This is a genomic window from Actinomadura sp. 7K534 (genome assembly GCF_004348575.1).
Lineage (GTDB): Bacteria > Actinomycetota > Actinomycetes > Streptosporangiales > Streptosporangiaceae > Spirillospora > Spirillospora livida.
Genome location: NZ_SMKB01000096.1, coordinates 1 through 26,031, shown reverse-complemented (window position 1 = coordinate 26,031; position 26,031 = coordinate 1). Strand labels below are relative to the sequence as shown.

Sequence of the window (26,031 nt, the reverse complement as noted above, 5' to 3'; positions counted from 1 at the left end):
GCCCCCGAGCCAGCAAGAACAGCGTCCCGTAAGACACCGGTAAGACCCCGGCCGACGCGCGAGCCCTGCCCGCTGTCGGGGCTCGGAGGTCTGGTCAGTGTTCCTTGTCGCCGAAGTAGGCTCGCTGGACCTGGTCCCGGTCCTCTCGGAGCTCGGCCGCGGGGCCGGTCAGCACCACCCGGCCGTGGTGGAGCACGACCGCCTCGTCGGCGACGCTGAGCGCCTGGTCGATGTGCTGCTCGACGAGCACGATCGCCGTGCCCTCCTCGTCGGTGAGCCGGCGCAGCTCCGGCAGGATCTGCTTGATCGCGACCGGAGACAGCCCCATGCTCATCTCGTCGATGAGCAGGACCCTCGGCCGGAGCAGCAGGGTCTTCGCGATCGCGAGGAGCTGCTGCTCCCCTCCGGAGAGCAGGCCGCAGCGCCGGTTCAGCAGCGGCCGCAGTTGCGGGAACCGGTCGAGTGCCGGACCGAAGCCGCCCCGTGCCTTGGCCAGCCGGAGATTCTCGGCGACGGTCAGGCGGTGGAAGACTCCCCGGTTGTCCGGGATCAGGCACAGCCCTGCCCGGGTGGCGCGCTCGACGCTCCCGGTGACGGGCGAGCCGGCGGCGGTCACCGTCCCGCCGAGCGCCGGCAGCAGACCGGCGGCCGCGCGCAGCGTGGTGGACTTCCCCGCGCCGTTGGGGCCGAGCAGCGCCAGGATCGATCCGGCCGCGACGCGCAGGTCGATGTCGCGGATGGCGGGGACGCCGCGGTAGCCGGCGCTGAGGCCGCGGATCTCCAGTGCGTCGGTCGTCTCGGTCACGGGGTCACCGGGCTTCCCAGGTAGGCGGCGATCACCTGGGCGTCGCTGCTGACGTCGCTCGGCGCGCCGGAGGCGATGATCTTCCCGAAGTCCATGACGTAGACGCGGTCGCAGACGTCGAGGACCAGCGTCATGTCGTGGTCGATCAGCAGGACGCCCGGACCGGAGGCCGCGATCCGGCGCAGTTCCCGCCCGAACTCGGCGCTCTCCTCGGTGTCCAGTCCCGCGGCGGGCTCGTCGAGCAGCAGCACGCGGGTGGAGCCGACCAGGGCCCGCGCCACGCCGGCGAGCTTCTGCCGGCCCAGGGAGAGTTCGTCGGGGCGGCGTCCGGCCATCGCCTCCAGGCCCACCAGGCTCAGGGCCTCCTGGATGTCCTCGCCGGCCCGCTTCCGGCGTTTGCCGAGGTCGGCGACCAGGCCCCGCAACCCGGGTGGATCGACCGAGACGGCGAGGTTCTCCGCCACGGTGAGGTCGGTGAACAGCTCGCCCGACTGCCACGTCCGGGCGAGGCCCAGGCGGCGGCGCCGGTGCGCGGGCACCGAGTCGAGCCGGACGCCGTCGAGCTCGATCGTGCCGGTGTGGGGCGCGAAGCCGGTGACGGCGTCGACGAAGGTGGTCTTCCCCGCGCCGTTGGGCCCGATCAGGCCGACGATCTCCGCGGCGCCGACCTCGATGCTCACCTCGTCGTTGGCCCGGACGCCTCCGTAATGCACGGAGATGTCGCGGGTGAGCAGCAGCGGGCTCGGTTCACCGGACATCGGCGGGCTCCTTTCCGTGGGCGGCGGCCGGCGGTTTTCCGGGGGCCCGCCGGGCGCGCCGGACGAGGAGCCATTCGGGGACGGCGTCGCGGTGCGGCGCGAAGACGACGACGCGCAGCAGCATCGCGGCCGCCACGACGAGCGTGTAGTAGTGGCCCAGGTCGATCGTCTGCGTGAACACCAGGTACAGCAGCCCCAGCGGTCCGGCGACGCCCGCGAGGACCGCGCCCGAGATGCGGGTGATGTCGCCGACGTAGGTGGTCGCCAGGACGGCCAGGCCGACGAGGACGGTGAACGAGGCGGCCGAGAGCTGGCCGCGGCTGTAGCCGATCAGGCAGCCGCCGATTCCGGCCATGAACGACGCCAGCGCGAAGCCGAGCAGCTTGACCGCCGGGACGTTCACGCCCGCCGCGGCCGCGGCGCGCTCGTTGGACCGTACGGCCAGGAACGCCCGCCCGGTGGCCCCGGACAGCAGCCGCGCCATGGCGATCAGCAGCACCGCGACGATCACGAGGACCATGAACGAGAACCGCAGGGTGATGAGGTCGGTGCCCTCGCGGACGCCGAGGGAGAACCCGAACAGGGACGGATCCGCGATCACGTTGCCCGTGTAGGGCGTCATCGCCGGGTTGTTGAAGACGAAGCTCTCGATCGCGAGTGCCGCCGCGATGGTGGCCACCGCGAGCTGGGCGCCCCGGATGCGCAGGGCCGGGACGCCGACCACGATCCCGAGGGCCGTCGCGGTCAGGGCCGCCAGCAGCATCGACAAGGGGAAGGGGACGCTCATGTTCGTCGTCAGCTTCGACAGCGCGAACCCGGCCGCGCCGGCGAAGGCCATCGTGGTCAGCGAGATCTGGCCCAGGTAGCCGGTCAGCAGCACGATCGACGCCGCGATCAGCGCCAGGATGATCGACATCACCAGGCTGAAGCGCCACTGGCCCGTGGTGAGGACGATGGCGACCGCCGTCCCGGCGATCGCCGCGGCGGTCCACAGCGGCCGGATCCGCGGCACCCGCACCGGCGCCTGCGCGCCGGTGTCACGGGCGCCGCGTTCCGGGATGCCGCGGCCCAGCAGGAACAGCGCCACCACGACGATGACGAACGGGATCGCGTCGCCGACGCCGGCCTGCGCCCACGACGGCCACCAGCTCTTGGACGTCAGGAAGAGCAGGATCTGCTGGACCGAGCCGAGGGCCAGACCGGCGCCGCAGGCGACCCCGATCGACGTCAGCCGGCCCACGAGCGCGACCGAGAGGGCCGGCACGACGTACAGCATGTAGCTGGTCGGGTCCAGGCCGCCGATCGCCGGCGCCGCCAGGATCACGATCAGCCCGGAGAAGAAGCCCGTCGCGGCCCACATGATCGCGGCGAGCCGGTCCGGCGAGTAGCCCATCAGCCGCAGCGCCTGCTCGTCCTCGGCGCCCGCCCTGGTCGCGACGCCCATCCTGGTGAACCGGAAGTAACCGGCCAGGATGAGCGCGATCGCGATCGCGGCCGCGGCCAGGATCAGGTTGCTGACCGCGATCGAGGCGCCGCCGAACGTGATGACCTTGGACGTCAGCGTCGGGAGCGGGATGAGGCTGCCCGGTTCAGCGCCGAGGGTCTCGGCGTTGAACCGGAGCGGGATCAGGGCCTGGATGAGCAGCATCACCCCGACCGACGCGACGACCTGCCCGAGTTCGGGGGCCCGGCGCAGCGGGCGGAACACCAGGAGGTGGGCCAGCAGGCTCCACAGCAGCCCGCTGGACGCGCCGATGAGCACTGCCGGCCACACGTCCATCGGTCCGGAGCCCAGCTCGACGCTGCCGACCGGCAGGACCAGGACGCCGCTCGTGCGGAGCCCCGCCACCTGCCACACCGCCCACAGCGCCACCGACCCCTGTGCGAAGTTGATGACGCCGGTGGCGACGTAGATGCTGACGAGCGACGCCCCGAGCACCGCGTAGACGGCTCCGGTGGAGAAGCCGAGGACGGCGAATTGCAGAAGATCGTTCATGAAGGGTTCGCGTACCGTGCTCAGCTGGCGCCGGGGATGCTCGCCATGATCTCCGGAGCGGGGGTGATCCAGTCGCCGGTGACGGGCTTGAGCGAGAGGTCCTTCTGCACCGAGAACAGGAGCATCTGGGTGGTGCAGTTCGGCGACTTCTCCTTGCCGCACGTGATCTTGGTTCCGAGGAAGGTGGGGAAGTCCTTGAGGCCCTTGAGCGTGGACAGCACGCTCTCTCCGGTCAGCTCGCCGGACGACGACCCGGCCGACAGGGCCTTGGCGAAGTCCACGACGGTGGCGAACTGGGCGTAGGCGTAGAAGTCGGCGGGACCGCTGGTCTTCGAGATGTACTCGGTGGCCGCCTTGAGGTTGTCGACCGCCTCCTTGGGCGCGTGCTTCTCCGTCCCGGGCAGCCACACCGACGAGTACAGCGTCGCCCCGGGGGCGTTCGCCGGGTCCGACTTGATGAAGCCCATGCACGCGGCGACGAAGATGTCGCCCTTGTAGCCGACCGACCTCAGGTTCTTGATCAGCTGAGTGCACGTCGAGGCGTTCGGTGAGGCGATCAGGCCGGCGACGTCGGGCTTGGTCGAGGCGATCGTGGCGGCAAGGGCGCTGAAGTTCGGGTTCGTGGGCGAGTAGTACAGGCCGTTCGCCTTGATCCCGAGGGCTCCGGCCAGCGGCTTCAGCTGGGTGTCGATGGTCTTGTGCGAGGCGGGGGTGTCCACCAGCGTCAGCGTCGCCGACTTCTTGCCCTCGGCCTTGAACCCCTGCAGGGCGCCGATGAGGAACGAGGCCTGGGGGGGGACCGAGGTAGACGCGTCCGGACGCCGCGCTACCGGTGGTCTGGTCGAACGGGATCTGGCCGATCAGCGGGATCTTGGCCGCTTCCAGGATGGCGATGCCGGCGCTCGAGCTGAGGTTGAACCCGTCGAAGGCCGCGACGACGCCTTCCTGGACGAACTTGTTGGCGCAGCCGATGGTGGACTCGGGGGTGCCGTCGACCGAGCAGGCCTCGACCACGATCGGCCTGCCCTGCACGCCCTTCAGTTCCTTGGCGACGTAGCTCACGCCCGCGTCCATCCCGGACTTGACCGCGGGGACCGCCACCGGCCCCTTGTCCGGGTTGAACAGGCCGACCTTGATCGGCGCGCCCGTGAGGGTCGGGTCGTCGGACGGCTCGTCGGAGCCTCCGCAGGCGGCGGCGGCCGTGAGCAGCAGGCCCACTCCACCGCTCAGCAGGACTCGGCGCAGAGTCGTGCCCTTGTGCATACCCAGGTTCATCGTTGGCCTCGCTTCACTGGTTCGCATGCGGCCGGACCAGGGAAACCGGCAGGCCCGCAGCTAAGGGGGGTGTTAACCGCGTCACACGGAGCCTGAAAGTATCCAGAAACTGAGATTGAGGTCAACCTCTGTTTTTGGGCGGGGCCATGAGACCCCGGCCCTGTTCACGGGGGCTGGTAAGGTCGTGACTCTCAGCGATCATCGAAACGAGGTGCAGCGTGCCCGAGCCCGCCGCCGAGACCGGCGGAGCGAGCGGGGGCCGCACCCGTGTCGACCGGCGCCGCGAGACCACGCCGCAGCGTCTGCGCGAGGCGGCGCGCGTCGTCTTCGAACGGGACGGCTTCCACAACGCCCGGCTCTCCGACATCAGCACTGAGGCGCGGGTCGGGTCGGGGACGCTTTACAACTACTACCGCTCCAAGCACGACCTGCTCTACGAGCTGATGAAGGGCATCTCCGCGGAGTTGACCGGGATCGCGGCCGACCGCATCAGCGCGCAGCAGGACCCCGTCCATCGCATTCGAGAAGTGAACCGGGTCTACGTCAAGGCGTTCCAGCGCAACGCCCGTGTTCTGCAGGCCGTCTATCAGGCGCGCGGCGAGGACGAGCGGCTGAAGGCCCAGTGGGAGGAGGTCGCCGATCACTTCCAGAGCAGGGTCACGCGCGCCATCGCCGACTGGCAGAAGGCCGGCCTGGCGTACGGCGACATGGACCCGCGCCACACCGCGCATGCCCTGACGCTGATGGTCGAGCGCATGGTCATGGCATGGTCGTACGAGGGCGTCGAATACGACGCCGAGGTCCTGATCGACACACTCAACAAGATCTGGATCCGGTCGCTGGGCCTGACGAGCACCGCCGAGCCCCACCCCGGCACCGCACCGCGGCCCGTCACCGAATAGCCCTGAGGTGCTTCACCGGGTCCGGAGGCGGTCGTCCACGAGGCACATGAGCCCTGGCGCGGGCCGGACCGCCGACGCGGGCGACCGGCGAGCGAACACGGGTGAGCAGAAGGGGCCCAGAAAGACTGATGAGCATTCACGATCTCGCCGCGAATGCTCTGGTCTGTGCGGGTGCGCCGTCAGGGACTTGAACCCCGAACCCGCGGATTAAGAGTCCGCTGCTCTGCCAATTGAGCTAACGGCGCCTGTCGATGGGGGGTCCGGCCCTCGGCCGGGGGCCCTTGCGACAGGAAGAACAGTATCAGGAGCGATGGACCTGTGCGAATCGTTTAGTCGCGGGCGGGAAGGACGCTCACCATGCCGCGCCAGAGGGCGATGGCGGTGGCCCGGGAGCTGACGCCGAGCTTGGCGTAGATGCGGTTGACGTGGTTCTTGACGGTCTTCTCGCTGAGGAAGAGCTGCCGGGCGATCTCGCCGTTGGAGCGGCCGGTGGCGATGAGATCCATGACCTCCGACTCGCGGGCGGACAGTCCGAGGGTGGTGCGGGACGCCTGGCGGACGCCGCGGATGAGGTCGGGGGCGGTAAAGGAGCCGGGGACGAGGTGGCCGCAGGCGCCGGCGTGGAGGGCGTCCTGGACGGCGGGGTCATCGGGCCCGGCGAGGACGAAGACGCGGGATGTCCTGCTGAGGGGCTTGGTGTGCTCGGCAGACGCGGCGTCGAGGAGGACGATGTCGGGCCGCAGGCGTTCGGCCAGCGGGAGGGCCGCCGCGGAGTCCGGGGCGTCGGCGACGACGCGGAGTTCGTCGCTGGCGTCGAGGAGGGTGATCGTGTCCGCTCGGATCCGGGGGTCGCCGTCCACCACGAGGACGCGCAGGGGGGCCGTCTCGTCGACGCTCATCCGTTGCCCTTGACCTGTCGTTGACATTTATAGGGTCGGAGCATAACGGCCCGATCTTCCAGAGTCGATGGAGACGGCGAAAGGCCCCGGTCGTCGGACCGGGGCCTCGCTCAAAGGGTGAGTGAGGGGACTTGAACCCCGACGTCTCGGACTGCAACAGGGGCCGCGCAAATCGTGCCGCGCCGCCGTGACCTGTGCGACCGGGTCGGAGGAGACACCGAGAATGCTTCGTCCTGCGCTTCACCGAGTCCGGCCGCAAGGGCAGCGTGAGATGCCCGTCAGGTGAAGCGCCAGCGGGTTGGCATGAAGTCCGCCGCCGACGGCAGGGCGAACACCTTGCTCGGCCGGATCTGATAGACGCGGTATGGGGGGCCGCCAGAGGTCGGCGCGCCGTAGTCGGCGTCGAGTTCGGCGTCGGCGATCGTGGTCGGCCACCCGTAGACCCGCTCGAACGCGCCGGAGGCGCGCCTGAGCGTCTCCTCATCCAGGACCTGGCTCGCCTCGCCCTCGACGATCAGATGCGCGCCTTCGACGTCGGTGGACAGGACGCACCGCCCATCCGCGTCAAGGTTGCGGCTCTTGCGCGCGGTGGCCTTGGACGCGATGAACAGGACCGACTCCGACCACACGCCGAAAACAGGCATGACGTGCGGTGCCCCGTCCGGCCGGACCGTCGCCAGCCAGCGCCAGCCGTCCTGGGTGAAGCGGCGCTCCACCTCGGACCAGTCCAGGACATCGGCCCCGGGTGTCACGTCGGTGCCCTTACCGGTAGGTGTGAGCGCCTCTGCCACCGGTGCTCGCTGCGCCATGCCGCCTCCCCCGTCCAACGACCGCTTACCTTTCAACAGCAGATGAGCCTACGGTAGAGTGCTTTCAAAAAGCAACCAGTGTGTCAAGGGAAGCATGAATGGCAGCCGTGAACCGCTCCGAATGTCCGGTCAACCTGGCGGTCGAGGTGCTCGGGGACCGCTGGTCACTGCTGGTCCTCCGCGACATCATGTTCGCCGGCAAGCGGCACTACCGAGAGCTGCTCGCCTCGGACGAGGGCATCTCGACGAAGGTCCTCGCCGAACGCCTTCGCAGCCTCACCGACGCCGGGTTGCTCAGCCGAGACGAGGACCCCGCCCACAAGCAGAAGGTGATCTACAGCCTCACCGAGCGCTCCATCGCCCTGGTTCCCGTGCTCGTCCAGCTCGGCGTCTGGGGGCATCGCGAACTGGGTGCCGACGATCGGCTCAGTAGTTACGCCGAGACGCTCGACCAGGGCGGGCGATCGCTGCAGGAGGCTTTCATGGACGACCTCAGGAAGGCCCACCTCGGTCCGCGGGCACGCCACCGCGCCCGCGGCGAGCGTCCGACACTCCAACTAACGGAGGCACCGCGCTCAAGCCCGCGGAATTAGAAGATCACTCCCGGACTGCTCCCAGAATCGGACATCCGAAGGCGGGAACCTGACGCAGGACGCAGAGAAGCCCTGGTCATCTCCGCGATGACCAGGGCTTTCCTTGTTTCTAGCCTGGGGTGAGTGAGGGGACTTGAACCCCCGACATCTTGGACCACAACCAAGTGCTCTGCCAGCTGAGCTACACCCACCGTGGCCGGGAACGCGCCCGGCTCCCAGTAGTGTAGCGGCTCCGGACGCGTGGGTCAGCCTGAGGCGACCTTGGCGGCGACGGCGCGGGCCGTCTCGGAGTCCGGGCCGGGCTGGGGGACGAAGACTGCGGCGCGGTAGTAGCGCAGTTCCTGGATGCTCTCGGTGATGTCGGCGAGGGCCCGGTGGCCGCCCTTTTTCTCGGGGCTGGCGAAGTAGACGCGCGGATACCAGCGGCGGGCCAGTTCCTTGATGGACGAGACGTCCACCATCCGGTAGTGCAGGTGGCCGTCGAGGGTCGGCATGTCGCGGGCGAGGAACGAGCGGTCCGTGGCGATGGAGTTGCCGCAGAGGGGGGCTTTCTTGGCTTCCTTGACGTGGCCCTTGATGTATTTGAGGACGGTGTCCTCGGCCTCGGCGAGGGTGACGCCGCCGGGGAGGGCCTCCAGGAGGCCGGACGTCGTGTGCATGTCGCGGACGACCTGCGACATCTGCGCGATGGACTCCTGCGGGGGCTTGATGACGACGTCGACGCCCTCGTCGAGGATGTTGAGCTCGCTATCGGTGACCAGTGCGGCTATCTCGATGAGCGCGTCGTTGCGCAGGTCGAGTCCAGTCATCTCGCAGTCAATCCAGACCAGCCGCTCGTTCATGTGCTTCACCCTACGGCCATGGACGACTGGGCGGGGCACTGAGACATATCGAATTAGGAGGTCACACGGTGGGAGATGTGGCCAGGAACGGCAATGCCGGGACGCAGGGCGGGGTCGGGGGACGGGGCGCCGAAAGTCTGGTGGACGGGGAGGACGCCCGCCCATAGGTCGAGCGCGTAGTCCTCGTCGTCGTCGCTCGGGGGACCCTGGCGGATCTTGACGGACGCCTCCTCCAGCGGGATCGCCAGGACCGAGGTGGCCGCGAGCTCCTTGCGGGTGGGCAGGCGCGCCACGTCCCATTGGCCCGGGGCCAGTTGCTCGGTGATGGCGCGGATGCCCGCGAGCTTCTCGTCCGGGTCGGTGAGGCTCTGGGGCGTCCCGAAGATGACGGCGCTGCGGTAGTTGACGGAGTGGTGGAACAGGGACCGGGCGATGACGATCCCGTCGAGGTGGGTGACGGTCACGCAGACGTCCTGGGACGGCCCCGCCATGAGGCTGCTCGCCCCCGTTGAGCCGTGGACGTAGAGGGTGTCGCCGAGGCGCCCGTAGCCGGTGGGGAGGACGCGGGGCGAGCCGTCGACGATCAGGCCGAGGTGGCAGATCAGGCCGGCGTCGAGGATCTCGTAGAGGACGGAGCGGTCGCTGCGGCCGCGGTCGGGGTTTCTGCCCAGCCGGGTCCGGCCGGTCCTGGAGAGTGCGGTCATGGACGTTACGCTAGGAACAGAGTGGCCTGGCCGGTAGGGCCACTTGGTGCGGATATCGGGAGACCACTTTGTCGGTAGACCTGCCCCTCACCGTCGACCGGGACGCCGGTCGGCCGCTGAGCGCCCAGCTCGTCGCCCAGTTGCGCGCCGCGATGGGGGAGGGGCGGCTGGCGGCCGGTGAGCGGCTGCCCGCGAGCCGGGCGCTGGCCGGGGTCCTCGGGGTGAGCCGCACGGTCGTGACCGAGGCGTACGAGCAGTTGTACGCGGAGGGCTGGCTGGAAGGCCGCCACGGGTCGGGGACGTACGTCACCGAGGGCGTCGCCGCCCCGTCCGCACCCGACCCAGGGCCGGTCACGATCGAGACGGTGTTCAGGACGGCGGGCCCAGGCGAGATCGACCTGAGGCCAGGTGCCGCCTGGGTCGGGGCACTCGACACTCCCGCTTGGCGGCGCGCGTGGCGCATCGCGTCAGGGATGCCGCCCGAGCAGCGCCAGGACCCGCACGGTCTGCCCGGGCTCCGTGTCGCACTGGCCGACTACATTCGCCGCAGCCGCGGGGTGGTGTGCCACGCGGACGGGCTCCTCGTCACGCGGGGCGCGACGAACGGGCTCGATCTGCTGGCGGCGACCGTCCTGCGTCCGGGGGACCGGGTCGGGGTGGAGGAGCCCGGGTACCGGCGGGCGCGGGCGGTGCTGGCCGGGCGCGGCGCCGAGCTGGTGCCCTGCCCGGTCGACGAGCACGGCCTCGTCGTCGACGGCCTGCCCGACGGCCTGCGCCTCGTCTACACGACGCCCTCGCACCAGTTCCCGATGGGCGGCGTCCTGCCGGTGCCGCGCCGCCAGGCCCTGCTGGCGTGGGCGCGGCGCAACGGGGCGCTCGTCGCCGAGGACGACTACGACGGCGAGTTCCGCTACGACGTCGCGCCGCTGCCCGCCCTCTACGGCCTGGACCCGGACGTCGTGGTCTACCTCGGCACGACCGCCAAGATCCTCACCGCGGACCTGGCCGTCGGCTGGCTCGTGGCCCGTCCCGACCTGGTGGGGCGGATCGCGCGGTGCCGCAGGGAGCTGAACGACCGGACGGCGGTCGTGCCGCAGGACGCGCTGCGGCTGCTCCTGGAACGCGGGGACGTCGACCGGCACGTCCGCCGGATGCGCGCGGAGTACGCGCGGCGCCGCGATGTGGTCGTCCAGGCGCTGGACGGGCTGCCGCTGCGCGGTGACACGGCCGGGCTGCACCTCGTGGCGGACGTCCCGGCGGAGGTGGCGGGACGGATCGTCCGGGAGGCGCGGGAGCGGGGCGTGCTGGTGGAGACGCTCGACCGCCATCACGCGGGCGCGCCGCGGGCGTCCGGCCTGGTGATCGGGTACGGCTCGGCCGCGAGCCGCGCGGAGCTCCGGAAGGGCTGCGAGATCGTCCGCCGGCTCGCGCGGGCGGGCTGAGCCGGAGATGGGGGGCGACCGGGGGAAAGGAGGGTCAGTTGGACATCGCGGAGGACGGCCCGACCGGAACGGGTTCCGGGGCCGGGTGCAGCGGACGCCCCGGCGGCGGATCGGTCTGCGGCGGGCGGACCGGCTCCTGCGGGCGGACCGGCTCCTGCGGGCGCGGCGGCCGCGGGAGAAGGCGCGGCGGGGTCGCGCCGTCGGAGAGGGGCGCGCGCGGCTTCGGGATGGGGGCGACCGGGGTGTCCGGCCCGGTGATGCGGCGGATGTCGATGGCGCCGGGGTCCGGGCGGTCGACGAGCGGCACCTGGGACGCCCCGTAGTGCCCGCCGCGCGCCCAGTCCTTGCGGCTGCGCCGCGCGTGGTACGACTGCGGCGACGGCAGCGGCGGCCCGGCGGGCCAGCGGCGCGGGACGCCCCACGTGTCCAGCCACTGGACGATCGCGTCGACGCCGGTGAGCAGCGTCCCGGTGAACGGCGCCCGGGACTGGCCGACGACCATGATCTGCACGCAGACGCGGCCCTCCCGGCCGACGCGCCCGCCGAGCAGCCGGGCGGCGCGGGTGACGGGCAGGAGCTGGACGATGTCGCCGGTGCCGGGATGCCAGACCAGGTGCGGCGGCCGGTCGTCCTTCAGGAGGTCGGCGGCCGCCGAGCGGGCGGAGACGGTGCGCGGATCGTGCTCGCCGACGCACCAGACGACCCGGGGAGCACCTCCTCGCAGAGCTCCGCCGTCCTGTCGCGCCGGCATGCGGCCGGCTCCCGGCAGCCATGCGTCTGCCACGGTGTGTCCCCCCCAATCGGGCGGTCTAGTCCCGAATGGTCTAGTCCTACTCTCTTAGCCCAGCAAGACGTGAAAAGTCCAGCCTGCCGTCATGGGCCGGGAATGACGGCTTTGACCTCCGGGCGAGGTAGGTGCACACTGCTCGGCTGTCGTCGCAGACCCGTACCCCGGGGCTCCTCGGCTTGCACCTGGCGTTCTGGTTCTCCTCCGGGAGTCTCGGCCAATCCGCCGTTCTCCGCCGGATGCCATGGCGTCATCGCAGGTCAGCGGCATGCTGGACGCCCGGTGAAGCCTCCCTGTAAATCGGCCGGAAGTGGCCGGAGTGTTTCACCGCGCGGACGGCAGGTACCCGGGTGGGGTTCACAGCGTGGACCGAGTCGCGTTCTAATAGGGCGTCATGACCGTTGACGCAGAGCTTCCCTCCGGGGTCCCCGGCATCGACGTCCCCCGCCTGGCGGACTGGCTCGCCCGCGAGCTGCCCGGTACGGGACGCATCGGCGCGATCGACCTGATCGCCGGCGGCCGCTCGAACCTCACCTACGGGATCACCCTGGACGGCGGCCGCCGCATCGTGCTGCGCAGGCCGCCGCTCGGGCACGTCCTGCCGACGGCCCACGACATGGGACGCGAGTACCGCGTGCTGACCGCGCTCGGCGACGGCACGGCGGTCCCGGTGCCGCGGACGCTGGCGTTCTGCGACGACGAGGACGTCATCGGCGCGCGCTTCTACCTCATGGACTACGTCGAGGGACGCGTCCTGCGGAACCGCGAGGACGCCGACGGCATGACGCCCGAGCAGGCGCGGGGCCTCAGCGAGGCGCTGGCGGAGGCGCTCGCCGCCATCCACACCGTCGACGTGCAGGCCGTCGGCCTGGCGGACTTCGGCCGGCCGAGCGGCTACATGGCGCGGCAGCTCAAGCGCTGGGGCAAGCAGTGGGACGGCTCCCAGGAGGCCATCCGCGCCACCGGCACCACCCGGGACCTGCCCGAGTACGACCGGCTCGTGGCCAGGCTCGCCGACCGGCTGCCGGCCGACGCTCCGGCGCGCCTCGTCCACGGCGACTTCCGGCTCGACAACGCGCTCGCGAGGCTGGAGCCCGAGCCGGAGATCGCCGCCGTGGTCGACTGGGAGATGTCGACCCTCGGCGACCCGCTGTCCGACCTCGGGCTGACGCTCGTCTACTGGGCCGAGGCCGCCGACGCGGACAAGCTGCCCGTCGGCGCCACGATCACCTCGGCGCCGGGCTTCTACACCCGGAGCGAGTTCATCGGGCGGTACGCGGCGCTGACCGGCTACGACCTCGCCGACCTCGACTTCTACGTCGCGTTCGCCTGCTTCAAGCTCGCGGTGATCCTTGAGGGCATCCACGCGCGCTTCCTGCAGAAGGCGACCGTCGGCGAGGGGTTCGACCAGATCGGCGCCGGCGTCCCCGTCCTGCTGAACCGGGCGCACCGCACCCTGGACACCGGAACCATCTGACGGACACCGGCACCATCCGACCGCGACGAGTTGAGCGGGGCGCCCCCGGAAGGGGGCGCCTCAGCAGTACGAGACGCGGGCGGAGCCGCCCGGCGAGAAGGAGACCGACCCGGTCCTGCCGCCGAAGCAGAAGACGTTCGTGCGGCGCACGGTCACGCTCGCGGACGCGCCGGCCGACAGGCGCCCGGCCCCGCCCGCGCTCAGCTCACCGGACGTGCCGGTCACCCGCCAGGTCACCGCGCCGTCCACGGCGGTGATGCGGATCGAGCACGACTCGCGGCTGCCCATGCTGCAGCCCGCCACCGACAGCTCGCCGCGCCTCGGGGGCTCGGGCTCGCCGGTGTCCGACGGCGGCGGCCGCAGCGGCGGCCGGGTCGTCGCCGTCCGGGTCGGCGTGGCGGTCGGCGAGGGCGTCTTCGACGGCGACTTCGTCCGGGTCGGGGACGGCGACGTGACCGTGGGGGACGGGTCGGTCGGCGTCGGCTCGGGCTGCCCGGAGGCCACCGGCTCGCCGCTGTCGGCGGGCGCCGGTCCTCCCGCGGACGTGCTCGTCCCGTCGCCGCCGAACGCCGACACCGCTCCCGCCGTCAGCACCACCACTCCCACCGCCACGGCCAGGGCGGCGACGAGGGGGCCGCGCCGCCGGGGCGGGCGCTCGCGGACGCGCGTCGGCGTCGGCTGGTAGGGGAGCGGCCAGCCGTACTCGTCGAATGGCTCGGTCCAAGCGGCGATGGCGCGGCGGTTGCCCGCGCGGTCCTCGGCGGTCGCGGCGGTCAGCACGTCGAGCCGCAGGTCCGCGGGGATCGCCGCGATCGGCAGCACCGACAGCAGCCGGTCGGGCGGCAGCGGCGGCGTCTGCCGCTCCGCGCAGGCCGGGCAGTTCGCCACGTGGCGCACGAGCGCCGCCGCGGCCTGCGGGGGCAGCGGCCACGACTCGGTCAGTGCCCCCACGCCGGGGCAGTCCTCCCAGTGGTTCTGCGCGATGAGGGCCGCGTGCAGCGAGGCGGCGAGGTCCTCGCGGGTCCGCTCGACGAGCGCGAGCGTCTCCTCCAGCGGGATCCCGAGGATGCCGCACAGGTCGACCTCGTCCAGCTCGTGCCGGACCAGCAGGTCGATCGCCTCGCGCTGCCGCCCGTTGAGCGCGGCCAGCGCGCTGTGCGCGAGGAGCCGACGCTCCTCGCGCCGGACGAGCTGCTCCTGGGTCAGCTCGTCGTCGGCCTCGGGCGCCTCCTGCCCGGTGTGCCGGTTGGGGCTGTCGCGGCGCCGCATCGCCTCCTTGCGGGCGATCGCGTACATCCAGCCGCGCAGCCGCTCCGGCTCGGTGAGCCGGTCGATGTGCTCGCGGGCCGCGATGAAGGCGTTGCGCAGTGCCCCGGCCGCCTCCACGCGGTCGCGGAGCAGCCCGTGGCAGTAGTCGTAGAGGAACGGCGCGTAGGTGTCGTAGACCTCGGTCAGCGCGATGACGTCCCCGGCCCGCAGCGCGTTCGCCAGCCTGACGTCGTCGTTCTGCCCGGGCCCTGGCTCACCGGCCACGGGAACCCTCCCAGTCGAATTCGGTGTCGTCGGTCAAACCCCCGGGGAGCGCCGACGCCTGCCGGCCCGCTCTGGTTGCCTGATCTTGCCACCAAGTCGCTGAGATTTCTCCCGGACGCGATGAATTCCGTGACGGAATCGGTACACATTGTGGCCGTTTGGCCTAGTCGACCAGCTTTCGGGCCTACAAAATGTGATATAGATCACGTTTTACGATCAGCGGCCTGGGCCGCCCGGACTTCCCTCCGGCTCGGCGCACGCGAGCGTGACCGACCCGCTCTGCCCGGTCGAGAAGCTGACCGTGCCGCTGCCGCCCGGGGGGACGCAGTTCCCGCTGACCATGACCACGGCCGTCCGGCCGTTGGCGAGCGTACCGCCGCCGCTGGCGCTGAGCCCGGCGGAGGCGCCCGTCACGGCCCAGGTCACCGTGCCGCCCACGGCGCGCACCGGGAGGGCGCATGCGCCGGGGCCGGCGCCGCTGATCGTGCAGCCGCCGACCAGCAGCGTCCCCGCCCGCGGGCGGGTCGTGCTCGGCCGCGGGCTGGACGGCCGGGCCGACCGCGTCCGGGTCGGCGTCGGGGTCGGCGTCGTCGTGGACGGGGTCGGCGTCGGAGTGCTGCTCTCCGTGGGCGTCGGGGACTCCGTGGGCTCCTCGGACTCGCTCGGCGCGGCCGAGTCTGGCGCCGACGTGGCGGGGCCGGGGGAGTCCTGGGCCTCCGTCCCGCCGGTGGGCGAGCCCGGCATGATGAAGAACGCCCCCGCCACGATCAGCACAACGGCGGCGACGGCGGCGAGCACGGGCCAGAGCGCGCGCGGGGCGCCCCGGCGGGGACCGGCTTGCGCCGGCTTCTCGTCCTCGTCGATCGGCCAGCCCCAGGTGTCGAACGGCCCGGCATGGTAGGCGATGTGGTCCAGGTCGCCGGCCAGCGACGGATCGGTGGCGGTGGCCATGACGTGGCCGCGCAGGTCGGTCGGCATCGTCGCGACGGGCATCACCTGCAGCAGCCGCGCCGCGGACAGCGGCCGGTCGCGCTGCGGCGCGCACGCCGGGCACGACTCCATGTGCCCGGCCAGCGAGCGGACGGCCGGGGGCGGGAGCGGCCAGCCGCCCTCGTCCGCGATCGCCGCCGCCTCCGGGCAGCCGCCGCCGTTCCGCACGATGTGCGCGGCGGTGAGCGCGGCGTCGAGGCGGGCGCGGGCCCGGCCGGTCAGGTCGGCGGCCTCGTGCGCGTCCATGCCGAGGACGCCGCCGACCTCCCCGGCGTCCAGGCCGTGCCGCAGCATGAGGTCCAGCGCCTCGCGCTCGCGCCCGCGCAGGGCCGCCAGGCCGCTGTGGACGAGCTGGCGCGCCTCCAGCCGCTTGGCGAGCTCCGCGCCGTCCAGGAAGCCCTCCTCGACCTCCGGGGCCTCGTGCCGCTCGGCGGGCCGCTCCGGGTCGCGGAGGCGCCGCATCGACTCCTTGCGGACGAGCGCGTACAGCCAGCCGCGGAAGCGGTCGGGCTCGCGCAGGACCGGCACGTGCGCGTAGGCGGCGATGAGCGCGTCGTGGAGCGCGCCCGCCGCCTGCTCCTGGTCGCGCAGCAGCGCGTGGCAGTAGTCGTACAGGCGGGCCGCGTAGCGGTCCATGACCTGGATGAGCGCGCTCGGGTCCCCCGCGGCCAGAGTCCGCGCCAGGCGCTCGTCGTCGGCGCGATCGAAACTGGGCCAACCGGACACAAGGTCCTCCCGCGGGCTGTGTTCAGTTTCCTCGTCCGCGTCGTCGGGGACGGCTGGAAGATCCGTTGGGGAGCTTATGCGCTCGTCCGCCGCCGGTGGGCGGCGGAGTGCCGTTTCGCCCGGTGCTCCGGGCGACCCCCCTGATCGGCCGGCCGCCCGAGGCGGCTCGCTTCCCCGTCACGGGCCAGGGAGGGAGGGCGGTCGGAGGCCCGACGGCCCCGCTCCCCGTCGGGCCTCCACCAGGTTGGACGGCCGGGTGCGGCCCTTGGTTGACACGGAACTCCAGGAAAAATCAAGAACTACCTGACGCATCCGGATGATCACGTTTAGCTGATCATCCGGATGCGTCATGGGTGTCGGTCACTGGACGCGGCGGGTCACTGGATGCGGCGGGACAGCGCCTTGAGGAAGATCTTCTTGATCTCCTCGGGGGTCTGCGCGACCTGGACGGTGCCGTTGGTCGCGTCCGCGATCTGCTGCAGCTCGTTGACGTCCACGCCCTGGCCGAACCCGATCATGTTGACCTGGATCGGCTTGTTCGGGTCCTGCATGCTCTTGAGCTTGTCGAGCGTGGTCTTGAGCGAGGGGCCGCCGTCGTCGTCGTTCCGGCCGTCCGTCAGCAGCAGGATCGAGTTGCCGAACTCCGGCTTGTAGGTGTCGTTCATCATCTTGTACGCGGCGAGCATCGTCCGGTACAGCCCGGTGTCGCCGTTCGGCTTCGGCCGCATCGTGTTGAGCTGCGACAGGACGAGGCCGCGCCGGGTGTTGGACCCGATCCGCTCGCCGAGCGGGCCGATCGGCACCGTCGTCTTGTACGGCAGGTCCCCGTCCATGTTCGTCGAGAACAGCCACTGGCCGAGCTCGGTGTCGTCCGACATCATGCTCAGCCCGCCCTGCGAGATCTGGGCGATGGCCTGGAGCCGGTTGACGTTCGAATTGGGCGCGACCTTCTCCAGCATCGAGCCGGACACGTCGAGCAGCGTCAGCATGCGCAGCCCGAGCGACAGCTTCGACCACGCCTGCATGATCTTCGCGACGTCCTCGCTCTTCGGCGCGGGCAGCTGGCGCGGCCGGGCCGGGCTGACGCCGGTCTTCTGGTCGAAGCCCTCCGGCGCCTTGCCGTCCGGGGTGCGGAAGCCCATCTCGTGGACGTCGCTGCGGGTGGCCTCGGTGCTCATCGCCTTCTCCAGCAGGCGGGCGCCCCGCTGCTTGGCGGCGTCCTTGCTGGTGACGGTGAACGGATAGTCCATCGACAGCGTGCCCTCGAGCGGGTACAGCGCGACCGCCGGCTCCTGCGGCTTGGTCCGGTTGTAGCTCCACAGCGCCTGCTCGGACGACAGGGAGATCGGCTTCTTGCCGCCGCCGCCCTTGTTGAAGGCCTCGAACTGCGCGTCGACCGAGGGGACGGTGCTCTCCCGGACGGTCCGCACGATGCCGGTGAAGATCGAGTCCCGGTTGGGGTCGTTCGCCAGCAGCGTGCTGGTGACCATCAGCGAGCCCATGCCCGCCGCGTTCCGCATCGGGTCGGGGACGACCAGCCGCACCGTGCCGGCCGGGATCATCTGGTTCTTGGTGACCGCGCCGCCCGCGGTGCCGCCGGCGGCCTTGAGGAGGTTGTCCCAGGACGGGCTGGCGGTGATGCCCTGCTTCTTCAGCTGCTCCGCGAGCGTCTGCGGCAGGCCCACCACGATCGGGCTCGTCGCCACCGAGGTCTTGGTGGGCACGACGTCGTTCTTCTTGCCGTCGCCGCCGGCCTGCGCCAGCGAGATCCACAGCGACGAGTCGGGGATCCACACGTCCGGGCGCTCGTTGGCCGCGTTCGCCACGCCCTGCCCGGAGATCAGCGTCGACACCGACGACGGCTCGACCTTCTTCACCGTGGCCCGGACGCATTTGCCGTCCGTCTCGTGCGAGCCGTCGTTGAAGCGCTTGGCGGCCTTCTCCACGACCGGCGCGATGTCGGGCGCCACCGCGACCGACAGGCTCAGCGCGTCGTCGCCGGTGCAGCCGCCGCTCTCGGCGAACGCGTACACGCCGACGCCCAGCAGCAGCGCCAGGCCCACGGCGCCGGCCATCGGCCCGATCAGCGCGGTCGCGTTGCGCTTGCGCTTGCGGCGCCCGTACTCGTAGCCGCCGGACTCGCCGCCGTAGCCCCCGGAGCCGCCCGAACCGCCCGAGCCACCGGACCCGCCGGACCCTCCGCCGTAGCCGCCGGAGTCGCCCGGCCCGCCGAAGTACCCGGACGGGCCGCCGTCGGAGCTGCGGATGGAGTCGTACTCGCTGTACCCGGTCCCGGCCAGCGGAGACGAGGAGGCGCCGGGCGGCGGGCCCTGGGGGTTCCCGGACATCGGCTCCCCGGAGCGGCGGCCGCCGCCCTCCCGAGCACCGCCGTACCCGCCGCGGCCGTAGCCGGGGTGCTCACCCGACTGGCGCGGCGTGAACCACTGCGGCGTCTCGCCCGACGCCCCCGGTGCGGCGCCCCGGACGGGCGGCGCGCCCTGCGGACCGGCCGGCGGCTGGGCCAGCGGCTGCCCCTGGCTCTCCCTGGAGCCGAACCAGTCCGAAGACCCGTCGTTGGCGGGGCCGAAGACGGGCCTGGACGGGTCGTATCCGCCCTCCCCCGCCCCATCGGGGATGTCATTGCGATGACGTCCGCTCATGGACCTGCCCTCGATTCACCAGAAACCCGCCGATGTCCCACGGCACTGTAGTAGTACGAACTAGAGGTTACAAAGAACTCAAAACTGATAATGACGCAGGTCATGAGCGTATGTCTCAACGATCCTGGCATTGCCGCCGATCATCACACCCTGCGTACGGGGCGGAACGGTACGCCGTGACGGTCCCGCGAAACCTGCGCGGGCCCGCTCGCGGTTGGCCGGATCCGGACGCCCCATCCCGGTTTCAACGGCAGACTGGGCGCATGGCCCGCCTGGTTCCCGTCACCGACGCCGCCGACCCGCGCCTCACGGACTACGTCCGGCTGCGGGACGTGAACCTCCGCAAGAGCCTGGAGGCCGAGCACGGCCTGTTCGTCGCCGAGGGCGAGAAGGTGATCCGCCGCGCGATCGGCGCGGGTCACCCCGTCCGCTCCCTGCTGATGGCCCGCCGCTGGGCCGAACCCCTCGCCGACGTCCTGGACGGCCTCGACGCCCCCGTCTACCTCGCCGACGACGACGTGCTGGAGGCGATCACCGGCTTCCAGGTCCACCGCGGCGCCCTGGCGTCCCTCGAACGCCTCCCCCTCCCGTCCATCGACACGCTGCTCACCACCGCCCGCCGCGTCATCATCTGCGAGGACATCGTCGACCACACCAATGTCGACGTCCCTGTGCAACATACAGAGCCACCCCGCCGGATCCTGGTCCTAGAGGATCTTGTCGACCACGCGAACGTGGGCTCTATATATAGGTGTGCGGCAGCCCTGGGCGTAGACGCCATCATCCTGTCTCCGAGGTGCGCCGATCCGCTCTACCGTCGCGCGGTGAAGGTGTCCATGGGCGCGGTGTTCGCGATCCCGTACGCCCGCATGACCAACTGGCACGATGACCTGGGCAAGCTGCGCGCCGCGGGCTTCACCCTCCTGGCCCTGACCCCCGACCAGACAGCCACACCTATAGATAAGGCATCAACCGGCGACCGCGTGGCCCTCCTCCTGGGCTCAGAGGGCGACGGCCTCTCATCCCACTGGCTGGACGAGGCCGACGAGCCGGTCTGCATCCCCATGAGCCCGGACGCCATGACCGCCGGCGTCGACTCCCTCAACGTCACCGCAGCCGCCGCCATCGCCTGCCACACCCTCATGAGGCAGTAGCGACGAACAGGGAGAGAGGTGCCACTTCCACAACCTTGATTGATTCGTTCCGGCGACCTTCTTTTGCATCTTCTGCTGACGTGGAAGTTTGTCCTGGGGCGTTTCGATGATCTTTGGCTGGCCACGCTAATTAACGGTGTCCAAGAAGCCTGGATCGTCACGACCAAGACGATCGATGAGAACTTCTTCACCAGTGAGTGACCCAACTGTGGAGGTCATCGCGGTGCAAAACACCTGTTCCGTGGAAACTGACCTAAGTATCGCTGGAAATTTGAGTGAGCCAGTTGTATTACTTGCCTGTTGTATAGGAGCCAGGCGGAGCATGAGAGAGTGCCCATGTATTAGAGCGAATGGCGCCCTATCTCATAGGGTCTCTGGCCCGAAGACCATAAGCCGCGCAGCGGTGAGAGCACCCTAGGCTGAGCGAACAAGTTAATATATTGGGGCGGCCCCAACATTAGGGGCTGTCGGAATGAAGTGCTTCTTTGTCGCTGCTGAAAGGGTCTCATCCAAAAGGGTGCTCGACCCACTCGCCTCTGGGTGGCCAATCATTAGTGGAGAACCAAGTAAAGTCTCTGCATTAGATGTCTGAGGCGGCATGATAGTGCAACGCCTGGCGAGCAGCCAGCCGAACTTATCATCCAGCCACTCACAATACGTTGCCTCACGTCCTTTTATGTCGCTGCGAGTCGAAACAAGGGAGATCGAAGTTGGCTCCATGTCGGCGTTACACTCAGCACGAAGGCGACTTATGATGGCCAGGTAGTCACGGACTGTTAGACGGTTAGAACCATCACATAGATTCACTATGCGTGAAATTTCTCCAGGTGGAGAAGTAAGCAAGTCGGCTAATGCTTTACCTACGTATTCGGCGGAAGAAATCCTCAGTACAGCATCTGAGTCCCCTACCAGCCAGCGCGGGCCCCCCGCGCAGCGGCCAAATCCGAGCAGTTCTTTCGTAAGGAGAAGTACGCCGCCACCTATACGCGATACACGAGGTGACAGTAGGCTCCCTATGCGCACAAGAGAAAATTTAATGCTCGGCGCGTGCGAACCCAGCCATGCTTTTAGCCGAATCTCTACCCGATGCTTGCAATAGTCAAAGTTTCCATAGGTTTCATGGTCGTAGACGAGAGATTCCGGCAGTCTTTCTGGACTCTGTCCACTCACCCTAATAGAGCTGAGTTGGAGATAGTGTTCAACTCTTTCGATTGTCGCGTTGTAGGCATTTAGAAGACCAAGATAATTGGAGATAGTCTGATCGGCGGCGTCTACACTTTGTTGGCGAATATGGCCAAATTTGAACGGCAGCGTTCCATTAAGCCAATAATTAGAATTGATTAGGTGCAGGTCGTTTATGCCCAAGTGATGTTTGCGCAGGTCTCCATAAATCGCGCACACCCTATGGTGATCTCTCCTGGGAATATCTGCCGAGAATAGGAGATTTTTCAGGTAATTGTCTGCCTCGGCTTGGCTGTCCGCCAAGAGAAGCAGTGTTAGTTGAGTACTGGGATCGGAGTCCAAGAGCGGTTTCAACACATGACTAACAACGAAGCCTGCGCCACATGTAATGAAGACTCTACGATCCGACATCTTCGAACCTACTCGCTTCTACACTTAAACGCCGCCAGAGGAGGCAGTGCGTGATGAGAATCTACTAGCCCTACCCCATATATGATTATAGAAATATATGTAAAATGCAACGACCTCTGAGTTTTCTATCGCGAGAAATCTTTCGGGATCGCCTTCAGTGTAAGGGTAGTTTACTACAACCAAAGCACTATCAAATATCATAAAGTTGTGAAAATGAAGGTCGCCAGACTGGGCTGTGAAATTACGTACGAAGTATTGCTTTACAGAAGGATCGCTCAGATATTTCTGGATGCGTCGGCGTCGATTATCTTCCGGGAGGGCCGCCAAATACCTGTAGCGGATACGGCTTTCTTTCAATACCGTGGATATAGCGGCTTCGTACCGACGATGCTCGCCGGACCACCTAGGGACCGAGGGGGCAAGGGCCGCATGTTCAATACTGACTTCGGCACTCTTAATTTTTTCGGCCATAAAATCAAATGCAGAAGTGGCATTCGCGAATGAATAGACTCTAATATCCCCAGCCGCCTGGTTGATCCGGGCGAATTCTCGCTTTAGTTCTGCCTCTATGCGGTCGAGTCGGCGAGTTTTGTCAACCAGCTCTGTTGTTGCCAAAAGAGTTAGTATTCCGAGCCCGACCACCGCCAGATTTTCGACAGTGATAATTTGAAGTTGCCTCAGTAGAATAGCCCCAATGCCGGTGGCTACCGTTATCAAGGTGACTATATTATCCTTGATGAAACGCCATTTGTCTTCATGGTCTATTGTCATAGGCCCCTCGCACATGCGTGTATGCGCTACTCGTCCGGAAGTATCGTGCTCCTGCCCTTGTCGCCAGGTCTCAAGTTTCTGCTAAGAAATTTGATAAGGGAATCGCGGCAATCGGATGAGAAGTCGCCAGGTGTTATGTAGAATGCAGGCTCTTCCACAGGCCAGGCGACCTCTCCTCCAATCACTATCCGGGCGGAGGAATTGAAAAACAGCGGCGCATCGGCATTCGTATCGCCTATGGCTAGAACTATATTCCTTTCCGACCTCAAGCTAGTTGCCGTCGCATACTTGCCTTCAAATATAGCTGGATTATCTTTAACTCTCCCGGTATAAATGCCGTCTATTATCTCAAGTCTTAGAGCAACAACATTCGATATCCCTAGAAAATCGGCATATTTTTCAAGAAGTTCTTGCGGGGATCCGGAAACAATGACGGACTCTACGTCATATCTCCGCAACTGAGACAAGATGATGTCGACAAAAGGAAAGATCGGTCCATCCGTCAGATCTTGATTAACAAATGATAAGGCTAGTTGGTCTAGCTCACCAGCCTCCATCCCTTGTACAGCATGTGCATACTGCCTTGGAGCATTATGTGCAAACGTCCCATACTGTGTAGCGCCACGGAGATACGCGTTGACCGTCTCAAAGAAGGGCTTGCATGCTTGTTCCGATAGAACGCCCCGACTCCGCAGAAAGGTTACCCAGTCTCGCAGGAGGAATCCCGCGCGTAGTGAACCATCCCAGTCGAGAAGTGCCAAATTTCGCTCGACCATGTGTACCCTAACCTCGCCCTATTGGTCGCCTACAAGTGTGGACCTCCTAAGGGGCTAGGGCACCGACCGTCCCTTCGTTAGCACCACTTTATTACCCTGATCAACCCTCCCTGTTGTATGACTTGGAGCAAATGACCGGATCCGGACGGCAGTGTTAACCTGGGTGCGTCTGGTGCTGGCTGTCGAGACCCTGTGCAGTCGCCCGAGTCGGCATCCGCATCGGGCCCGCTACGTGGATGTTCTCCGACCTGCACAGCCGTTAGCTCCCGACCGGGTCCGTACCTGTGGGGCTTGCGGCTGGCGGGAGCAATGATCGAAACCTGTGGATCAACCGGGAAGGGGTGTACCTTCCCGGATCACTAAGCAGGTTCTCGATCAGGCTGGCGTTGCAGCGCCGACTGGGAAGGTACACCCGATGCTCACCGTAGTTCCTGACCCGTCCGAGGGCGATCCGATCGACGAGTCCGGCCCGGCGGCCTCGCTGATCGACCAGATCGTCCGGGAGGGCGCCCGCCGGATGCTGGCCGAGGCGCTGCAGGCCGAGGTCGACGCCTACATCGCCCAGTTCGCCGACCAGCGCGACGAGCACGGACGCCGCCTGGTCGTCCGCAACGGCTACCACCAGCCTCGCGAGGTCCTCACCTCGGCCGGAGCGGTCGAGGTGAAGGCGCCGCGGATCAACGACAAGCGGACCGACCCGGCCACCGGCGAGCGCAAGCGGTTCTCCTCGGCGATCCTGCCGCCGTGGTGCCGCAAGACCCCCAGGCTGACCGAGGTGCTGCCGCTGCTGTACCTGCACGGCCTGTCCACCGGGGACTTCGTGCCCGCGCTGGGGCAGTTCCTCGGCTCGACCGCGGGCCTGTCGGCCTCGGTCATCACGCGGCTCACCGAGCAGTGGAAGGCCGAGCAGCGCGCGTTCGCGATGCGTGACCTGTCGGGCGCCGACTACGTCTACCTGTGGGCTGACTGGATCCACGTCAACATCCGGCTCGAGGAGCACACGGCTGTGCCTGCTGGTGATGATCGGGGTCCGCGCCGACGGCCGCAAGGAACTGGTCGCCCTGGGCGAGGGGTACCGCGAGTCGACCGAGTCCTGGGCCGACCTGCTGCGCGACTGCGCCCGCCGCGGCATGCGCGCCCCCGTCCTGGCGGTCGGGGACGGTGCGCTGGGGTTCTGGGGCGCGCTGAGGGAGGTGTTCCCGCAGGCCAGGGAGCAAAGGTGCTGGTTTCACAAGATCGCCAACGTGTTGGGGGCGATGCCGAAGTCGGCGCATCCGGGGGACAAGAAGGCTCTGGCGGAGATCTGGAACGCCGAGGACAAGGACCACGCGCTGGCGGCGGTGCGGGAGTTCCAGGCGGCCTACGGCGCCAAGTTCGGCAAGGCCGTCGCCAAGGTGGCCGACGACATCGACGAGCTGCTGGCCTTCTACGACTTCCCGGCCGAGCACTGGATCCACCTGCGCACGACCAACCCGATCGAGTCGACCTTCGCCACGGTGCGGCACCGCACCAAGGTCACCAAGGGACCGGGCTCACGGGCCGCCGGGCTGGCCATGGCGTTCAAGCTGATCGAGTCCGCCCAGGCCCGCTGGCGCGCGGTGAACGCACCCCACCTGGTCGCCCGCGTCCGCGCAGGCGCGACGTTCGAGGGCGGCAAACTCCTCGAACGACCCGACGATCAAGCTCCACCCGAAGCAGCCTAGATTCCTGATCCACAGGTATTGACTATTGCTCCTCTGGCGGAGCACGACCCCCGAACCGATCGCCGCGCAGCGGCTCGGTTGGTTAGTGCTCCACGCTCTGCTGGCCGTCTACCAGGCACTGCGGCCGCCGATGGCCGACGCCACGGTCAGCGGCGGGCTGTCGGCCGACCGGGCCAGCTTCACCATCGCCCTGCTCGCCGCCCGCGATTAGGTCGTCCCCGCCGCCGGCGTCATTGCCGACACCCCCATCGACCTGGTCGGGCAGATCGGCCGGGCGATCCTGAACACCCCACTGCCCGCCCGCCGCGACCGCAGCTGTCCCCGCATCGTCAAACGAGCGATCTCCCAACACCGGACCAAAGGCCGGTCGACCGCACCGACCAATGGGCGACCCTCACCGTCGACGTCCTGTACGAACCCCCGTTAACAACCGCCCAAGCCCTTCAACTTTCCGGCCTTGGGAGTAACACTCATCTCCAGTTTGCGCGCCACTCATTCGCACACAAGAATGTCGACGTCCCTGTGCAACACACAGAGCCACCCCGCCGGATCCTGGTCCTAGAGGATCTTGTCGACCACGCGAACGTGGGCTCTATATATAGGTGTGCGGCAGCCCTGGGCGTAGACGCCATCATCCTGTCTCCGAGGTGCGCCGATCCGCTCTACCGTCGCGCGGTGAAGGTGTCCATGGGCGCGGTGTTCGCGATCCCGTACGCCCGCATGACCAACTGGCACGATGACCTGGGCAAGCTGCGCGCCGCGGGCTTCACCCTCCTGGCCCTGACCCCCGACCAGACAGCCACACCTATAGATAAGGCATCAACCGGCGACCGCGT

The 26,031-nt window shown here is 68.5% G+C and carries 23 protein-coding genes, 2 tRNA genes and 2 pseudogenes; 9 read left to right on the top strand and 18 right to left on the bottom strand.

Annotation, left to right across the window (positions count from 1 at the left end; genetic code table 11):
• Window positions 1–94: 94 nt before the first annotated feature.
• The 4 genes from E1266_RS19745 to E1266_RS40030 are packed head-to-tail and all read right to left on the bottom strand — an operon-like array spanning window position 95 to window position 4,326.
• Window positions 95–805: an ABC transporter ATP-binding protein gene (locus E1266_RS19745; protein WP_132049043.1), complete on the bottom strand. Its 711-nt coding sequence runs from the start codon at window positions 803–805 to the stop codon at window positions 95–97.
• The gene (locus tag E1266_RS19740) at window positions 802–1,563 is read right to left on the bottom strand and encodes an ABC transporter ATP-binding protein (RefSeq protein WP_132049041.1); all 762 of its coding nucleotides are present in this window, start codon (window positions 1,561–1,563) and stop codon (window positions 802–804) included. Before E1266_RS19740 ends, E1266_RS19745 begins: the two co-directional genes overlap by 4 nt.
• Window positions 1,553–3,559 (bottom strand): ABC transporter permease, encoded by a 2,007-nt coding sequence (locus E1266_RS39480; protein ID WP_132049039.1) that lies wholly within the window; start codon window positions 3,557–3,559, stop codon window positions 1,553–1,555. The genes E1266_RS19740 and E1266_RS39480 overlap by 11 nt, the downstream gene beginning before the upstream one ends.
• Before the next feature lie 20 nt (window positions 3,560–3,579).
• Window positions 3,580–4,326 (bottom strand): ABC transporter substrate-binding protein, encoded by a 747-nt coding sequence (locus tag E1266_RS40030; RefSeq protein ID WP_347876733.1) that lies wholly within the window; start codon window positions 4,324–4,326, stop codon window positions 3,580–3,582.
• Window positions 4,327–4,451: 125 nt separating this feature from the next.
• On the opposite strand from E1266_RS40030, the gene E1266_RS40025 reads away from it, so the two are divergent.
• Window positions 4,452–4,616, top strand: a complete 165-nt coding sequence (locus E1266_RS40025; RefSeq protein WP_347876732.1) for a hypothetical protein — start codon at window positions 4,452–4,454, stop codon at window positions 4,614–4,616.
• 436 nt (window positions 4,617–5,052) lie between these two features.
• A complete protein-coding gene (locus E1266_RS19725) occupies window positions 5,053–5,736 on the top strand; it encodes a TetR/AcrR family transcriptional regulator (RefSeq protein ID WP_132049037.1) in 684 nt (227 codons plus the stop codon).
• 172 nt (window positions 5,737–5,908) lie between these two features.
• Here the strand turns inward: E1266_RS19725 and E1266_RS19720 are convergent.
• From E1266_RS19720 to E1266_RS19710, 3 genes are all read right to left on the bottom strand, one after another.
• Window positions 5,909–5,981: transfer RNA gene (locus E1266_RS19720), tRNA-Lys, on the bottom strand.
• A gap of 84 nt (window positions 5,982–6,065) precedes the next feature.
• Window positions 6,066–6,635, bottom strand: a complete 570-nt coding sequence (locus E1266_RS19715) for a response regulator transcription factor (protein WP_132049035.1) — start codon at window positions 6,633–6,635, stop codon at window positions 6,066–6,068.
• Between the two features lie 278 nt (window positions 6,636–6,913).
• Entirely contained in the window at window positions 6,914–7,444 is a 531-nt protein-coding gene (locus E1266_RS19710; RefSeq protein WP_132049034.1) for a pyridoxamine 5'-phosphate oxidase family protein, read from the bottom strand.
• Between the two features lie 98 nt (window positions 7,445–7,542).
• Between E1266_RS19710 and E1266_RS19705 the strand changes: the two genes are divergently transcribed.
• On the top strand, window positions 7,543–8,037 hold the full coding sequence (locus E1266_RS19705) for a helix-turn-helix domain-containing protein (RefSeq protein ID WP_132049032.1): 495 nt from the start codon (window positions 7,543–7,545) through the stop codon (window positions 8,035–8,037).
• A gap of 115 nt (window positions 8,038–8,152) precedes the next feature.
• Here the strand turns inward: E1266_RS19705 and E1266_RS19700 are convergent.
• From E1266_RS19700 to E1266_RS19690, 3 genes are all read right to left on the bottom strand, one after another.
• Window positions 8,153–8,228: transfer RNA gene (locus E1266_RS19700), tRNA-His, on the bottom strand.
• Between the two features lie 54 nt (window positions 8,229–8,282).
• Complete coding sequence (gene orn / locus E1266_RS19695; protein ID WP_132049030.1) at window positions 8,283–8,879, bottom strand: oligoribonuclease; 597 nt, start codon at window positions 8,877–8,879, stop codon at window positions 8,283–8,285.
• A 53-nt stretch (window positions 8,880–8,932) separates the two neighbouring features.
• On the bottom strand, window positions 8,933–9,583 hold the full coding sequence (locus E1266_RS19690; RefSeq protein WP_132049028.1) for a pyridoxamine 5'-phosphate oxidase family protein: 651 nt from the start codon (window positions 9,581–9,583) through the stop codon (window positions 8,933–8,935).
• Window positions 9,584–9,651: 68 nt separating this feature from the next.
• Here E1266_RS19690 and E1266_RS19685 point away from each other — a divergent pair, with 68 nt between their 5' ends.
• Entirely contained in the window at window positions 9,652–11,025 is a 1,374-nt protein-coding gene (locus E1266_RS19685; protein WP_243718611.1) for a PLP-dependent aminotransferase family protein, read from the top strand.
• Between the two features lie 34 nt (window positions 11,026–11,059).
• On the opposite strand, the gene E1266_RS19680 is transcribed toward E1266_RS19685, so the two are convergent.
• Window positions 11,060–11,776 (bottom strand): hypothetical protein, encoded by a 717-nt coding sequence (locus E1266_RS19680; protein ID WP_132049026.1) that lies wholly within the window; start codon window positions 11,774–11,776, stop codon window positions 11,060–11,062.
• Window positions 11,777–12,206: 430 nt separating this feature from the next.
• Between E1266_RS19680 and E1266_RS19675 the strand changes: the two genes are divergently transcribed.
• Window positions 12,207–13,289, top strand: coding sequence for a phosphotransferase family protein (locus E1266_RS19675; protein ID WP_132049024.1), 1,083 nt, complete (start codon window positions 12,207–12,209; stop codon window positions 13,287–13,289).
• Window positions 13,290–13,349: 60 nt separating this feature from the next.
• On the opposite strand, the gene E1266_RS19670 is transcribed toward E1266_RS19675, so the two are convergent.
• The 3 genes from E1266_RS19670 to E1266_RS19660 form a co-directional block, all read right to left on the bottom strand.
• Window positions 13,350–14,822 (bottom strand): sigma-70 family RNA polymerase sigma factor, encoded by a 1,473-nt coding sequence (locus tag E1266_RS19670; RefSeq protein ID WP_132049022.1) that lies wholly within the window; start codon window positions 14,820–14,822, stop codon window positions 13,350–13,352.
• Between the two features lie 216 nt (window positions 14,823–15,038).
• Window positions 15,039–16,538: a sigma-70 family RNA polymerase sigma factor gene (locus tag E1266_RS19665; RefSeq protein ID WP_132049020.1), complete on the bottom strand. Its 1,500-nt coding sequence runs from the start codon at window positions 16,536–16,538 to the stop codon at window positions 15,039–15,041.
• Window positions 16,539–16,915: 377 nt separating this feature from the next.
• Window positions 16,916–19,198, bottom strand: coding sequence for a substrate-binding domain-containing protein (locus E1266_RS19660; protein WP_132049018.1), 2,283 nt, complete (start codon window positions 19,196–19,198; stop codon window positions 16,916–16,918).
• Window positions 19,199–19,461: 263 nt separating this feature from the next.
• Here E1266_RS19660 and E1266_RS19655 point away from each other — a divergent pair, with 263 nt between their 5' ends.
• Entirely contained in the window at window positions 19,462–20,352 is an 891-nt protein-coding gene (locus tag E1266_RS19655) for an RNA methyltransferase (RefSeq protein ID WP_132049016.1), read from the top strand.
• Between the two features lie 432 nt (window positions 20,353–20,784).
• On the opposite strand, the gene E1266_RS19650 is transcribed toward E1266_RS19655, so the two are convergent.
• The 4 genes from E1266_RS19650 to E1266_RS39470 form a co-directional block, all read right to left on the bottom strand.
• Entirely contained in the window at window positions 20,785–21,945 is a 1,161-nt protein-coding gene (locus E1266_RS19650; RefSeq protein WP_132049014.1) for an SDR family oxidoreductase, read from the bottom strand.
• A 24-nt stretch (window positions 21,946–21,969) separates the two neighbouring features.
• Window positions 21,970–22,716 (bottom strand): hypothetical protein, encoded by a 747-nt coding sequence (locus tag E1266_RS19645; RefSeq protein ID WP_165966137.1) that lies wholly within the window; start codon window positions 22,714–22,716, stop codon window positions 21,970–21,972.
• 26 nt (window positions 22,717–22,742) lie between these two features.
• A complete protein-coding gene (locus tag E1266_RS19640; RefSeq protein WP_132049011.1) occupies window positions 22,743–23,492 on the bottom strand; it encodes a haloacid dehalogenase-like hydrolase in 750 nt (249 codons plus the stop codon).
• 259 nt (window positions 23,493–23,751) lie between these two features.
• Entirely contained in the window at window positions 23,752–24,081 is a 330-nt protein-coding gene (locus E1266_RS39470; protein WP_243718615.1) for a hypothetical protein, read from the bottom strand.
• Between E1266_RS39470 and E1266_RS19635 the strand changes: the two are divergent.
• The 3 genes and pseudogenes from E1266_RS19635 to E1266_RS19630 form a co-directional block, all read left to right on the top strand.
• Window positions 23,974–25,195 (top strand): annotated as a pseudogene (locus tag E1266_RS19635) (IS256 family transposase). The gene E1266_RS39470 and the pseudogene E1266_RS19635 overlap by 108 nt on opposite strands.
• A gap of 85 nt (window positions 25,196–25,280) precedes the next feature.
• Window positions 25,281–25,406 carry a hypothetical protein gene (locus E1266_RS39900; RefSeq protein ID WP_279436335.1) on the top strand — a complete coding sequence of 42 codons (126 nt, stop codon included), beginning with the start codon at window positions 25,281–25,283 and terminating at the stop codon, window positions 25,404–25,406.
• A gap of 332 nt (window positions 25,407–25,738) precedes the next feature.
• Window positions 25,739–26,031: pseudogene (locus tag E1266_RS19630) on the top strand (TrmH family RNA methyltransferase); the annotation flags it as partial.